This window comes from Pseudomonas sp. P1_F7 (genome assembly GCF_056405655.1).
Map to the genome: position 1 here is coordinate 17126 of NZ_JBFUBR010000018.1, position 12870 is coordinate 29995.

The window sequence follows — 12870 nt, forward strand, 5'->3', positions numbered from 1 at the left end:
CAGAGAGCTTCGCCATGAGAAGCACCGACCACTTGGACCCGTTCAATCTGCAACGTTTTCTCGAGGCTCAGGACCCGGTGTTCGACCGGGTTCAAACCGAGCTGAACAACGGACACAAGCGCAGTCACTGGATGTGGTTCATTTTTCCGCAGTTTTCCGGGCTGGGCGACAGCGAGATGTCGCGCCGCTTTGCCATCCGCTCGCGGGAGGAAGCCCTGGCCTACCTTGAGCACCCGTTGCTGGGCGCCCGGCTACGCACCTGCACCCAGGAAGTGCTGAACATCCAGGAGCGCTCGGTGGCCGGGATTTTCGGCCACCCCGACGACCTGAAGTTTCATTCCTCGATGACCCTGTTTGCCCAGGTCGCCGACGCCGACAGCCTTTTCCAGCAAGCCCTGAACCAATACTTCCATGGCATCCTGGATGACTGGACCCTGTCGCTGATGGACTCAAAACAGGCCCAGTTGCCCCCCAATCAGGGTTGAGAAGTCGTCGTCGACAAACGGCAGTATCGCGTCCGCCACCGGTTGCAGCTGCCGGGTGATGTAGTGGTCGTAATCAATGGGCGCGCTGCGCACCTCCAGCGGCTCGGGGCCGGCGACGGTAATCACGTAGCTGATCCAGCCGCCGTTCTGGTACTGCCGCGGGCGCCCCTGGCGGTCGTTGTACTCGTCGGCCAGGCGCGCCGCGCGCACATGGGGCGGTACGTTGCGCTGATAGTCATCGAGGGTGCGGCGCAGGCGTTTGCGGTAGATCAGCCGGTCATCGAATTCACCGGCCAGGGTCTTGCGCACGTAGTCGCGCACATAGTCCTGATAGGGCTTGCGCAGGAAGATCCGCGAATACAACTCCTGCTGGAATTGCCGGGCCAGCAGCGACCAGTCGGTGCGCACGGTTTCCAGGCCTTTGTAGACCATTTCGTCGCTGCCGTCGGCACGGGTCACCAGCCCCGCGTAGCGCTTTTTACTGCCTTCTTCGGCGCCGCGAATGGTCGGCATCAAAAAGCGCTTGTAGTGGGTTTCGAACTGCAATTCGAGAACGCTTTGCAAGCCGTATTCCTGCTGTACGTGCTCGCGCCACCACTGATTGACGTGCGCCACCAGCGCGTGGCCGATCTGCGCCGCCTCCTGCTGGCCATGGGCGCGACGCAGCCAGACGAAGGTCGAATCGGTGTCGCCATAAATCACTGCATGGCCCTGGGCCTCGATCAACTGGCGGGTGCGCAGCATGATCTCGTGCCCGCGCAAGGTGATGGACGAAGCCAGGCGCGTGTCGAAGAAGCGACAACCGCTGGAGCCGAGCACACCGTAGAAGGCGTTCATGATGATTTTCAGCGCCTGGGAAAGCGGTGCGTTGTGTTCGCGCTTGGCGGTTTCCCGGCCTTCGGCCACCCGGGCGACGATGGACGGCAGGCAATGCCGGGTGCGCGAAAAGCGCGCGCCACGAAAACCCGGCACCGACTCGCTGTCGTCCGGGTGCCTGAGCCCTTCAATTAGCCCCACGGGGTCAATCAGGAAGGTGCGGATGATCGACGGGTAGAGGCTTTTGTAGTCGAGCACCAGCACCGATTCGTACAGTCCCGGTTGCGAATCCATGACAAAACCACCGGGGCTGGCTTCGGGTGGCTTGCCACCGAGATTTGGCGCAACGAAACCCTGACGGTGCATCAACGGCATGTACAGGTGCGTGAACGCCGCCACCGAACCACCCATGCGATCGGCCGGCAAACCGGTGACGCTGGCCCGCTCCAGCAGGAAGGTGAGCAACTCGGTTTTGGCGAAAATCCGCGTGACCAGTTCGCAGTCCTTGAGGTTGTATTTGGCCAGCGCCGGTTTGTCCTCGGCGAACATGCGATTGATTTCGTCCATGCGCTGGTACGGGTTGTCGATGGACTTGCCCTCGCCGAGCAGGGTTTGCGCGACGTTTTCTAGGCTGAACGAAGGGAAACTCCAGGTCGCCGAACGCAGGGCCTCAATACCATCGATGATCAGGCGGCCAGCGGCTGAAGCGAAGTAATGGTTGCCGCTGCCGTGTTCGCGCCACTGCATTTCCTCGCCGCCACGCCCCAGTTTCAACGGCACCGCCAGGCGCCGGGCATGTTCGTGAAGCACCCGCAAGTCGAACTGCACGACGTTCCAGCCGATGATCGCGTCGGGGTCGAACCGGGCAAACCAGTCGTTGAGTTTCTTCAGCAGCAGGGTCCGCGAATCGCAGTATTCGAGCTGGAAGTCCACCTGACTGGCGTCGCCGTTGGGCGGACCGAGCATGTACACCTGACGCTCGCCGCAACCTTCCAGGGCAATCGAATACAACTCGCCCTGGGCCGTGGTCTCGATGTCCAGGGACACCAGCTTCAGGCTCGGCCGGTAGTCCGGATCGGGTTTCATCTGCGCGTCGAGCAGCAGACCCTCGGCATTCGGCGTGCCACTGAAGCGCACCGGCGCGGTGATGAAGCGTTCCATCATGTAGCGTTCCGGCGGGCGCACATCGGCTTCGAACACCTCGACACCGGCCCGGCGCAGCGCGGTTTCCAGGCGCATCAACTGGCCGTGTTGCTGGCAGTAAAGACCGAGGACCGGACGATGTTCGAAATCCTGCAGGGCCAGGGGCCTGAGCTCGACGTTCTTCTCGTCATGCAAAACGCTTTCGGCCGCCTGACGCTGCGCAGCAGGGATGAACGCCACCGACGGTTGGTGAGGCAAGCGGATGCGCCGGGGACCGCTGTCGGTCGCCAGCCAGAACTCGACTTCCGTACCGGCCGGGGTGTCGCGCCAATGCCGGGTCAGGACGAAGCCCTGCTGTAGATCCACCACTGCAAACCTCGAAACTGATTCAGAGGGTGATTCTACCCGTCATCAGTCGCAATAGCGCGATTGCCGCAGACCTGTCAGGCAGACGCAGCCCCTGTGGGAGCGAGCTTGCTCGCGATGGCGGCTTATCATTCAACATCTACGTTGACTGACATACCGTCATCGCGAGCAAGCTCGCTCCCACAGGAGGTGTGCCGGGCCGAAAATGTGAGGTTTGCCGAAGAAAAACCGCCGAATGGCGTTTTTTGCGTGTTATCTGCCGCTTTCGCCCTTGCCCTGAACGCTCGCGTCTACGATTCTTCAAGAACAACGACAACCCCCGAGTAACCACCATGAAAACCGTCGCCCAACTGCTCAAGCTCAAAGATCAGAAGAATCAGGAAGTGCACCAGATCAAACCCGATCACATGGTGCTCGAAGCGCTGATGAAGATGGCCGAGAAAAACGTCGGTGCCTTGTTGGTGGTGGAGAATGATGAAGTGCTGGGCATCATCAGTGAACGGGACTATGCACGCAAACTGGTGCTGCATGGCCGCTCCTCGGTGGGCACGCCGGTGCGCGACATCATGGTGTCACCGGTGATTACCGTCGACACCCATCAAACCGTGGAGACCTGCCTGGGCATCATGTCCGATAGACGCCTGCGCCACTTGCCGGTGGTGGAAGGCGGCAAATTGATTGGCCTGCTGTCGATTGGTGACCTGGTCAAGGAAGCGATTGCCGAACAGGCGGAACTGATCAAGCAGCTGGAACAGTATATTCGCGGGGAGTGAGACGACACGCCGAAGATCCCCTGTGGGAGCGAGCTTGCTCGCTCCCACAGGGTGAGTGGTGTGTTCAGGCTGGCCAATGCCGGGCGAACACCGGCGCCAGCGCCGGGTGGCGGTCGATGCGTTCCAGCCAGGCGAAAAAACCCGGCCGGGCACTGCGCAAATGTTCCCGACTGCCCGCCCATCGCGAGATCACCGCCGCCAGCACATCCAGGGCCCCTGGCTTCTCGCTGCCCAGATACAACTCGCCCGAGAACTGATCGGCAAACACCTCCCAACTCCAGTGCAGGCGCCGGCGGGCGCCCTCCATGAGGTTCTGCCTGGACGACTCATCCGCCTCGGCCAGCCAGCGCTCGGGGTAATCAATGATGCCAATGGCCGCATAGCAATTGCTGACGATGTACGCCATGCCGCGAATGGCCTGGGCCCGCTCGGCCGGGTCTGGCGGCAACAACCCCGACGCGGGAAAGGACAGACCGAGGTGAATCAGGATTGCCGCGCTCTCGGTCAGGACACTGCCATCGGGTAGCTGCAAGGTCGGGATCTGTTTGAGCGGATTGAGTTTCTCCAGCGCCTGGGCCGCCTCCGCGGATGCCTCGACATCGATGAAGCGATAAGGAATATCACAGAGTTCAAGGGCGGCTTCGATGGCCGCCGCCCCGGAGTTCTGATAACCGTAGAGCTGGTACATAAACGTCTCCTTTCACACCGCGATCTCTGCAGTGCCTCATCAATCGTCCCGGCAGAGGAACGCGCCAGCTATCCAGTGTAGAAGCCGCCACCCGCCATACAGCGGCCATCCGACGATCGCACCATCACGCTCACAAGGGATATGGCGTCGGTCCTATCATTGCCGTCGATGTTCACCATCACCGCAATGAAGTTCTCATAAAAAATCCCCGGCGTAACATCTGCTCCATACCAACCCATAAGCACCCCCGGAGCACACCATCATGAAACGCCAGACCCTCCTCAGCATCGCTTTCTCGGTTTTCGCAGTTAACGCTTTTGCTGCTACCTCTGCTCAACCTGTGGTCGCTGAAGGCGGCTCGGATCGACTGATTGAAAGCCGTGTGGCCGAGGGTGGTTCCGATCGCCTGATCGAGAACCGTGTGGCCGAAGGTGGTTCGGATCGTCTGCTGGAAAAACGTGTGGCCGAAGGCGGTTCCGACAAGCTCCTGCAAAACCGCGTTGCTGAAGGCGGTTCCGACAAACTGCTGCAAAACCGCGTTGCCGAAGGCGGTTCCGACAAGCTCCTGCAAAACCGCGTTGCTGAAGGTGGCTCGGACCGTCTGATCGAAAGCCGCGCTGTCTGAATGCAGTGCTTTACCGCAAGCCCCGACGAAAACCCGGCCTCACCCGCCGGGTTTTTTATGCTTTTTTTGCGCCGCGATTACTTTCCTGCCCGCACCATGCAGCGCTGGTAACGCTCATCGACCCGTTTGGCGAACCACGCGGTGGTGAGTTTGCGGGTGATTTTCGGGCTTTGCAGCACGATCCCCGGCAACACTTCACGGGGCAACGGCCGGCCCTCAGCCCGTTCGGCCAGCTCGAAAACCCGCCGATAGAGTTTGCCGTCTTCGAACGCCAGGGTTTTCCCCTCCTCCAGTTGCTCACGGATCGTCGGATTGCGCATGTCCAGTTGCTTACCGAGGGTGCGCACGGCCAGTTCCGTGGTGCCGGGCATGATCGAACCGTAGTTCACCAGATCGCCATCCAGCGCCAACGGGATACCGGAAGCCCGACTTACCGCGTTCTGAAACGCGGCGTTGCGGCTGGCGTACCAACCCGCGTTGAAGTCCGCAAAGCGGTACAGCGGCTGCGGGTAGCTCACCGGGTACCCAAGCAGATGCGCGATGCCGAAATACATGCCACCGCGCCGAGTGAACACTTCATGGCGAATCGAGCCCTTCACCGGGTACGGATAGCCCTTGGCCTGCTGTTCGGCAAAATCAATGCCGACCTGCATCGGCCCGCCGGTATGCACCGGGTTGAAGCCGCCGAACAGTTTTTTGCCCATCGGTACCATGTCGATGAAATCGTCGAAAATCGCACTCAGTTCCTTTTCACTGCGCGCGGCATTCAGGCGGTTGCTGTAGCTTTTGCCGTTGGGCGAATCGAGCATTAACGCACCGCTCACCAACAGGCCGGGAATGTGCGCCTTGGTGGCGCGGCGGTCGATCTCGTCGCGGGCGATCTTGCCCAGCCCCGGTACGCTCGGATCGACCTGAAAGGTCGACTCCTGCTCGGTCACCGCCAGCACCGAGCACAGGTTTTGCGTGGTCGGCGAGATGTCTTGCGCGGTAAACGCCACCTGGATATCCGTGGCCCAACCCTGGGGATCGGCGGCCTTGGCCGGCAGCAAACGCACAATCTCGGCCTTCACTTCGGCCGGGCTGCGCGCCGCCGGTTCCTGGGTCCGTTGGCTGCCGCAACCGGCCAATACCAGCAACACGGCGACGCTTGTGATCAATCTGATTTGCATGTCGTTCCATCTAATCCGTTGGTCCGGGCCAACCATACGACCAATGGCAGGTCAGCGGCTACGTCCATGGCAGTCCGACGGTTGCCGCCCTCCCCGACTGGACCATACTTGATTCACGCAGCGAGGAGGACAGGTTCATGCACCGTAGCGACGTGTTGATCATCGGTGCCGGCCCGACCGGGCTGGTCCTGGCGTTGTGGCTGAGCAAACTGGGCGTGCGCGTGCGGATCGTCGACAAAACCTCGGCCCCCGGCACCACGTCCCGGGCGCTGGCCGTCCAGGCACGGACGCTGGAGTTGTATCGCCAACTCGGACTGGACGACGCCGTGGTGCAAAACGGCCATCAAGTAGTGGCCGGCAACTTCTGGGTCAAGGGTGAGCCCGTGGCGCGCCTGCCCCTGTCTCAGATCGGTGAAGGCCTGACCCCCTACTCGTTTCTTGAAATTTTCCCGCAGGACGAACACGAACGGCTGCTGATCGAGCGCCTGGAAGCCTTCGGTATCTCGGTGGAACGCAACACCGAACTGGCTGGCTTCGAGCAAACCGCAGACGGCATCACGGCCACGCTGCACCTGCCCGACGGTCAACAGGAAACCTGCCAGGCCTGTTACCTGGCCGGGTGCGACGGTGCCCGGTCGATTGTGCGCAAGACCCTGGATACCGGGTTTCCCGGCGGGACTTACCAACAGATTTTCTACGTCGCCGACGTGCAGGGCAGCGGCCCGACATTCAACGGCGAACTGCATGTGGATCTCGACGAGGCAGACTTCCTCGCCGTGTTCCCGCTGGGAGGCGGTGGTCGTGCCCGTCTGATCGGCACGGTGCGCGACGAGCGCGCCGAACACGCCGAGACCCTGCGCTTCGAGGACGTCAGCAGCCGAGCCATCGAGCATATGAAGGTGAAGATCGAGCAACTGAACTGGTTCTCGACCTACCGCGTGCATCACCGGGTGGCGGATAACTTCCGCAACGGCCGGGCGTTTTTATTGGGCGATGCCGCCCACGTCCACAGCCCGGCGGGCGGCCAGGGCATGAACACCGGGATTGGCGATGCCATCAACCTGGCCTGGAAACTGGCGGCCGTGTTGAGCGGCGGTGCCGAGGCCAGACTGCTCGACACCTATGAAACCGAGCGCATCGCGTTTGCCCGCAAACTGGTGGCCACCACCGACCGGGTCTTCAACTTCGTCACCGCCGAAGGACGGATGGCGGATTTGCTGCGTACACGCCTGGCACCGTTCTTGATACCGAAAATAACCTCGTTCGAAACCTCCCGCGAGTTCATGTTTCGCACGGTGTCGCAGATCACCCTGAATTATCGGGGCATGCCGCTGAGCACGGGCGTTGCCGGGCACGTGCATGGCGGCGATCGCCTGCCCTGGGCCCATGACGGTGAGGGGGATAATTTCGAGTCGCTCAAGTGCCTGACCTGGCAGGTGCATGTCTATGGCGATACCAGCGACGAGATGATCGCCTGGTGCAATGAGCACCATCTACCACTGCATGTGTTCGACTGGCGACCGGCGTTCGAAGCCGCGGGCCTGGGGCGCAACGGCTTTTATCTGTTGCGGCCCGATACCTATGTGGCGATTGCCGAAACGTGTGCGGACCCGAAAGTGATCGAACGGTATTTCCGCGATCACGGGATCCGGCCGTTTTTTGGCGCGACCTGAGAACACCACATCCCCCTGTGGGAGCGGCGGTATATCAGCTCGCGACCGGGCTCGGAATCTGCAACCCGCGCACCACCGCCGGCCGCGCCAGGAATCGTTCCAGCACCCGCGTGACGTTAGGGAAGTTCTGAATGCCCACCAGATCGCCAGCCTCGTAGAAACCGATCAGGTTACGCACCCACGGGAAGGTGGCGATGTCGGCGATGGTGTAGCGCTCGCCCATGATCCAGTCGCGCCCTTGCAGCCGGCCGTCGAGCACCTTGAGCAGGCGTCTGCTCTCCTCGACGTAGCGGTCACGGGGACGCTTGTCTTCGTAGTCCTTGCCGGCGAACTTGTTGAAAAACCCGAGCTGGCCGAACATCGGACCAATGCCGCCCATCTGGAACATCAGCCACTGAATGGTTTCGTAGCGCGCTGCCGACTCCTGGGCCAGCAGTTGCCCGCTCTTGTCGGCCAGGTAGATCAGGATCGCCCCCGACTCGAACAGCGCCAGCGGCCGGTCGTCCGGACCGTGGGGGTCGAGGATCGCCGGAATCTTGTTGTTGGGATTGAGGGAGAGAAATTCCGGGGACATCTGGTCGTTGGTGTCGAAGCCTACCCGGTGAGGCTCATACGGCAGGCCGATCTCTTCGAGCATGATCGAGACCTTGACGCCGTTGGGGGTCGGCAAGGAGTACAGCTGAATCCACTCCGGGTATTGGGCAGGCCATTTGCGGGTGATGGGGAATGCGGACAAATCGGTCATGGGCGGGATCCACGAAGACATTGAGAGTGACGATCATAATGCAGATATCGGCTCAGCGATCCCTTGAAGCCATTGATCTCACTGATAGGCGAGATCAATAGAGTTCACGACCGTTTCAATGCCATTGGGTGTAGTGTGTCCACAATTGTGCAACATCCTGTCGATAACCTTCGCTGCAAACCCGTGAAGGTTACCGGTACATTGCCGCGCATTCGGCCGGAATCGAACCAAACGGGTTCAGGGGACTCTGAGCACCACTCCTTTGAAAACGGACCGGCTTCAACGACATGGAAAACACCCGACGCAGGACAATCGAGGTGTAAAGGTTTGTCAGCCTTAACCGAATTGCGCTGAAGAACCTTTTATTCATGAATCTGTTCAATTTTGCCAAACGCTTTAAACATCGCGCCTACCTTTTGTTACCCGCCCTCTTGGTGGTCAGCGCGTTGTTCCTGTCGCTGGAGCCCGGCCTGAGTCGCGCCCAACCGATGGATGGCACCCAGACGCTGGTCTTCCTGCGCCACGGGGAAAAACCCGCCGGCGGCCTGGGCCAGCTCAATTGCCAGGGACTGAACCGCGCCATCGACCTGGCCACGCTGCTGCCGGAAAAGTTCGGCAAGGCCAACTATGTGTTTGCGGCGAACCCGACCCGTAACGTCGAGGAAGGCGAGCTCGACAACTCCTACAGCTACATCCGCCCACTGATGACCATCAGCCCCAGCGCCATCAAGCTGGGCCTGCCGGTGAACATCAATTTTTCCGCCAATGACACCAGTGACCTGGCCGAAGAACTGCTCCAGGGCAAGTATCACAACTCGGTCATCTACACCGCCTGGTCACACGGCTACCTGCCGGAGCTGATCAACACGGTGGCCGGCGACGCCACCGGCAAGAAAATGACCATCACAGAAGATTGGGAATCCAGCGATTATGACTCGCTGTATGTGCTCACCCTGACCTGGCATAACGGCAAGGCCAGCTTGCAGAGCCATGTGTACAAGCAAGGCCTGGATAACGGTGCTGAAACCTGCCCGACCTGATACCTGTCATGCCTGATCCGGCCCCATCGCGAGCAAGCTCGCTCCCACATTGGATCTGCGTCGTACACAATATCTGTGTTCACTGAAGATCTACTGTGGGAGCGAGCTTGCTCGCGATGAGGCCGGCAAAAGCACCCTCAACCCTTCTGATTCACCCGCTCGCGCAGATACTCGAGAACCGCTCCCCGCTCCCCGGCAAACTCAATCCGTGCGTCTTTCTTCTCGCGCTGGAACGCGTACATCGGATCGTAATACTCGCACAGCAACCCTTCGATCCAGCCCCGGTGCAGATCCACCGCGCCACTGCGGGCCTGCTCGGCCAACGCATCCTCCATCAAAACCAGCATGCGCCGATGACGCTCGCCACCCAGGCGTTTCTGCACATTGTTCAGGCTTGCCAGCAAGCGTTCGCAAAACAATGCAAAGCCGTCATCGCCATGCACGTCGATGAATTCGGCGCACAGATCCACCACGTAATCGCGCAGGATCCGCTCGACCCGCCCTTCCAGGCTGTCTTCCAGCCAGACCATCGGAAACTGCTGCATGCCCTGATACAGCGGCAACGGCAGCGCACAACTGCCCACCGCGCGGCTTTCGTCTTCCAATACGAACTGCTCGATGCCCCGGGCACGCTTCTTCAGTACGTCCACCGCCAGGCGGTTTTCGAAGTCGATGTTGGAAGGCTGTCCGGTGGCACGCTTGCCGAAACTGGAACCGCGGTGGTTGGCATGACCTTCAAGGTCCACGCTGTTGCCCAGTTGCGTGAGCACCTCGGTTTTGCCGGTGCCGGTCATCCCGCCCAGCAGGACGAAATCGCACTGGGTCACGGCTTGATCGAGGGTGTCCAGCAGGAAGGTGCGCATGGCCTTGTAGCCGCCGCCCACCCGTGGGTAGTCGATGCCGGCCTCGTCCTTGAGCCATTGCTGGACAATCTGCGAGCGCAGGCCGCCGCGGAAGCAATACAGCAAGCCATCCGGATGCGCCCGGGCAAAATCAGCCCAGGCCTGGATGCGTTCGGCCTTGACCGCGCCCGACACCAGTTGATGCCCCAGCACGATGGCCGCTTGCTGGCCTTGCTGCTTGTAGCAGGTGCCGACCCGCTGGCGTTCATGGTCATTCATCAACGGCAGGTTGATCACACCGGGAAACGCGCCCTTGTTGAATTCGACCGGCGCGCGGGCGTCCATCATGGGCCGGTCGTTGAGGAAGATGTCGCGGTAATCAGTGCAGTCGGCGAACATCAAAACACCTCGACCGCGTTGCTCTGTCGCTCGACCAGTTCACCGATCGGTTCCAGGCTCAGGCCCAGTTCGGCGGCCACCGAGAGGAATTGCTCGTTGCCTTCAGGCGTCACGGCAATCAGCAGGCCGCCGCTGGTCTGCGGGTCGCAGAGTACGCGTTTGTGCAGTTCCTGAAGGCGTCCGAGCTTGCTGGCGTAGCTGTCGAAATTGCGCAGAGTCCCGCCCGGTACACAGCCCTGTTCCAGGTAATACTCGACCCCCGGCAGGCGCGGTACGCGGTCATATTCAATGCGCGCCGTGAGCTGGCTGCCGTCGGCCATTTCCACCAGGTGCCCGAGCAGGCCGAAACCGGTGACATCGGTCATCGCGGTCACGCCGTCGAGCTTGCCGAAACGGCTGCCGGGTTTGTTCAGGGTGCACATCCAGTCCCGGGCCAGGCCGATGTCGGCATGACGCAACTTGCCCTTTTTCTCGGCAGTCGTAAGGATGCCGATGCCGAGGGGTTTGGTCAGATAAAGCAGGCAACCGGCCGTGGCGGTGTCGTTGCGCTTCATGTGGCGTTTTTCCACCAGACCGGTGACGGCCAGGCCGAAGATCGGTTCTGGCGCGTCGATGGAGTGCCCGCCTGCCAACGGAATGCCCGCCGCGTCACACACCGAGCGGCCGCCACGTATCACTTCCCGGGCAATTTCCGGCGCCAGCACGTTCACCGGCCAGCCCAGAATCGCAATCGCCATCAACGGATCGCCGCCCATCGCATAGATGTCGCTGATGGCATTTGTCGCAGCAATTCGGCCGAAATCGAAGGGATCGTCGACGATCGGCATGAAAAAGTCGGTGGTCGAGACCACGCCGCGCTCTTCATCGATGGCATACACCGCTGCGTCATCTCGCGAGGCGTTGCCGACCCAAAGCTTCGGGTCGAGGTTCTGCGCCCCGCTGCCGGCCAGGATCACTTCCAGCACCTGGGGGGAAATCTTGCAACCGCAACCGGCGCCGTGGCTGTATTGGGTCAGGCGAATCGGCTCGCTCATAGGGGTACCTCTTAAAGTCTAGGTAACTAATCCTACAGCAAACGCGCCTTTTTCTTTGCAGGAGATGCCGCGGGCGGCATCTCCCGGGGGGCGGAATCAAGGCAACAGAATCACTTTCTCACCACTGCCCTGATTCACTTCGGCATAACGCTCCAGGCCTTCGGCCAATGGCGACTCGAACAAGCCCTGCGGCAACGGCAACAGGTCCTGATCGAAGAACCGGCCAAACTGGTCGAGCATCGCCGCACAGGCCTGTACCCCGTACAGCAGCGAGTTGATTCCCACCACCGAGCCACCCTTGCGATACAACGCCAGGGCCGGCAACTGCACGTGACCGTCCACGGGTGCCGCGATGATCGCGATGCGGCCGAACGCGGCCAGGGCTGGCACCGAGGCCGGCAGCCAGAAACCGGTGGTGTCGAAAATCACGTCGGCGCCGCCGGCATACACCGCGTTGACCTGTGCGCCCAAATCTTCGGGTTTATCCAGTTGCAGGGTCTGATAGCCCTGATCCTGCAAGTCCTTGACCTGCTCTGCACGCCGCGCGGCCGCCAGCACCCGGGCACCGCGCACCTTGGCCAAGGCCAGCGCGGCACTGCCGACCGCCCCGCCACCGATGACCAGCAATCGTGTTTCGGCGGTCACCAGGCTGCGCTCCAGCGCATCCCACGCCGTGGTGTACGGCACGCCAAGGCTGGCGGCCTGGGCGAAGCTCAAATGCGTGGGTTTGAGCGCCACGCCGTTGGCCGGCAGCTTGACGAATTGCGCGTGGGAACCGTCGGCGAAAAAGCCCAGTTCCTTGCCCGTGCCCCAGACTTCCTGGCCGATCAGCGCCTGCGGGCCGGCCACGACGACACCGGCAAAATCGCGACCGGGAATCCGCGGCAAGGTGGTGTAGGGAAAACGTCCCAGCACGTTCTTCACATCGCTGGGGTTGAGACCAGCGGCCTTGATCTCGACCAGCACTTCATCGGCGCCGGGCACGGGGGTCGGTACCTCGACGTAGCGCAAGGCCGAGAGATCACCGGTGTTGGCGAATTGCAGAGCTTTCATGGGCGTGTCCATTGAATAA

At 61.4% G+C, this 12870-nt stretch carries 12 protein-coding genes; 5 read left to right on the forward strand and 7 right to left on the reverse strand.

Going from position 1 to position 12870, the window contains the following annotated elements; all coding sequences use genetic code 11:
* Nucleotides 1–14 precede the first annotated feature (14 nt).
* Nucleotides 15–485, forward strand: coding sequence for a DUF1810 domain-containing protein (locus AC1D1M_RS25040; RefSeq protein ID WP_477777684.1), 471 nt, complete (start codon nt 15–17; stop codon nt 483–485).
* Here the strand turns inward: AC1D1M_RS25040 and AC1D1M_RS25045 are convergent.
* Nucleotides 450–2810, reverse strand: coding sequence for a DNA polymerase II (locus AC1D1M_RS25045; protein ID WP_477777685.1), 2361 nt, complete (start codon nt 2808–2810; stop codon nt 450–452). The two genes, AC1D1M_RS25040 and AC1D1M_RS25045, sit on opposite strands and share 36 nt — an antisense overlap.
* A 332-nt stretch (nt 2811–3142) precedes the next feature.
* Here AC1D1M_RS25045 and AC1D1M_RS25050 point away from each other — a divergent pair, with 332 nt between their 5' ends.
* Nucleotides 3143–3583: a CBS domain-containing protein gene (locus AC1D1M_RS25050; RefSeq protein ID WP_007987990.1), complete on the forward strand. Its 441-nt coding sequence runs from the start codon at nt 3143–3145 to the stop codon at nt 3581–3583.
* 64 nt (nt 3584–3647) lie between these two features.
* On the opposite strand, the gene AC1D1M_RS25055 is transcribed toward AC1D1M_RS25050, so the two are convergent.
* A complete protein-coding gene (locus tag AC1D1M_RS25055) occupies nt 3648–4271 on the reverse strand; it encodes a glutathione S-transferase family protein (protein ID WP_477777686.1) in 624 nt (207 codons plus the stop codon).
* A 262-nt stretch (nt 4272–4533) separates the two neighbouring features.
* Between AC1D1M_RS25055 and AC1D1M_RS25060 the strand changes: the two genes are divergently transcribed.
* Nucleotides 4534–4896, forward strand: coding sequence for a hypothetical protein (locus AC1D1M_RS25060; RefSeq protein ID WP_108230278.1), 363 nt, complete (start codon nt 4534–4536; stop codon nt 4894–4896).
* 77 nt (nt 4897–4973) lie between these two features.
* Here AC1D1M_RS25060 and AC1D1M_RS25065 read toward each other — a convergent pair whose 3' ends face one another.
* The gene (locus AC1D1M_RS25065) at nt 4974–6065 is read right to left on the reverse strand and encodes a DUF1615 domain-containing protein (protein ID WP_477777687.1); all 1092 of its coding nucleotides are present in this window, start codon (nt 6063–6065) and stop codon (nt 4974–4976) included.
* 137 nt (nt 6066–6202) lie between these two features.
* Here AC1D1M_RS25065 and AC1D1M_RS25070 point away from each other — a divergent pair, with 137 nt between their 5' ends.
* Nucleotides 6203–7738: an FAD-dependent oxidoreductase gene (locus tag AC1D1M_RS25070; RefSeq protein ID WP_477777688.1), complete on the forward strand. Its 1536-nt coding sequence runs from the start codon at nt 6203–6205 to the stop codon at nt 7736–7738.
* 34 nt (nt 7739–7772) lie between these two features.
* On the opposite strand, the gene AC1D1M_RS25075 is transcribed toward AC1D1M_RS25070, so the two are convergent.
* A complete protein-coding gene (locus AC1D1M_RS25075) occupies nt 7773–8483 on the reverse strand; it encodes a glutathione S-transferase family protein (RefSeq protein ID WP_477777689.1) in 711 nt (236 codons plus the stop codon).
* Between the two features lie 368 nt (nt 8484–8851).
* Between AC1D1M_RS25075 and AC1D1M_RS25080 the strand changes: the two genes are divergently transcribed.
* Nucleotides 8852–9523, forward strand: coding sequence for a histidine phosphatase family protein (locus AC1D1M_RS25080; protein ID WP_477777690.1), 672 nt, complete (start codon nt 8852–8854; stop codon nt 9521–9523).
* A gap of 137 nt (nt 9524–9660) precedes the next feature.
* On the opposite strand, the gene mnmH is transcribed toward AC1D1M_RS25080, so the two are convergent.
* From mnmH to AC1D1M_RS25095, 3 genes are all read right to left on the reverse strand, one after another.
* On the reverse strand, nt 9661–10764 hold the full coding sequence (gene mnmH, locus AC1D1M_RS25085; protein ID WP_477777691.1) for a tRNA 2-selenouridine(34) synthase MnmH: 1104 nt from the start codon (nt 10762–10764) through the stop codon (nt 9661–9663).
* Nucleotides 10764–11798 carry a selenide, water dikinase SelD gene (gene selD, locus AC1D1M_RS25090; RefSeq protein WP_477777692.1) on the reverse strand — a complete coding sequence of 345 codons (1035 nt, stop codon included), beginning with the start codon at nt 11796–11798 and terminating at the stop codon, nt 10764–10766. The genes mnmH and selD overlap by 1 nt, the downstream gene beginning before the upstream one ends.
* A gap of 96 nt (nt 11799–11894) precedes the next feature.
* The gene (locus AC1D1M_RS25095; RefSeq protein ID WP_477777693.1) at nt 11895–12851 is read right to left on the reverse strand and encodes a quinone oxidoreductase family protein; all 957 of its coding nucleotides are present in this window, start codon (nt 12849–12851) and stop codon (nt 11895–11897) included.
* Nucleotides 12852–12870 lie beyond the last annotated feature (19 nt).

Bases quoted from the DNA above. Each gene is read 5' to 3' on its own strand.
- AC1D1M_RS25055 (WP_477777686.1), bottom strand. From the start codon at position 4,271: ATGTACCAGCTCTACGGTTATCAGAACTCCGGGGCGGCGGCCATCGAA.
- AC1D1M_RS25050 (WP_007987990.1), top strand. From the start codon at position 3,143: ATGAAAACCGTCGCCCAACTGCTCAAGCTCAAAGATCAGAAGAATCAG.
- AC1D1M_RS25060 (WP_108230278.1), top strand. From the start codon at position 4,534: ATGAAACGCCAGACCCTCCTCAGCATCGCTTTCTCGGTTTTCGCAGTT.
- mnmH (WP_477777691.1), bottom strand. From the start codon at position 10,764: ATGTTCGCCGACTGCACTGATTACCGCGACATCTTCCTCAACGACCGG.
- selD (WP_477777692.1), bottom strand. From the start codon at position 11,798: ATGAGCGAGCCGATTCGCCTGACCCAATACAGCCACGGCGCCGGTTGC.
- AC1D1M_RS25065 (WP_477777687.1), bottom strand. From the start codon at position 6,065: ATGCAAATCAGATTGATCACAAGCGTCGCCGTGTTGCTGGTATTGGCC.
- AC1D1M_RS25075 (WP_477777689.1), bottom strand. From the start codon at position 8,483: ATGACCGATTTGTCCGCATTCCCCATCACCCGCAAATGGCCTGCCCAA.
- AC1D1M_RS25070 (WP_477777688.1), top strand. From the start codon at position 6,203: ATGCACCGTAGCGACGTGTTGATCATCGGTGCCGGCCCGACCGGGCTG.
- AC1D1M_RS25040 (WP_477777684.1), top strand. From the start codon at position 15: ATGAGAAGCACCGACCACTTGGACCCGTTCAATCTGCAACGTTTTCTC.
- AC1D1M_RS25080 (WP_477777690.1), top strand. From the start codon at position 8,852: ATGAATCTGTTCAATTTTGCCAAACGCTTTAAACATCGCGCCTACCTT.
- AC1D1M_RS25095 (WP_477777693.1), bottom strand. From the start codon at position 12,851: ATGAAAGCTCTGCAATTCGCCAACACCGGTGATCTCTCGGCCTTGCGC.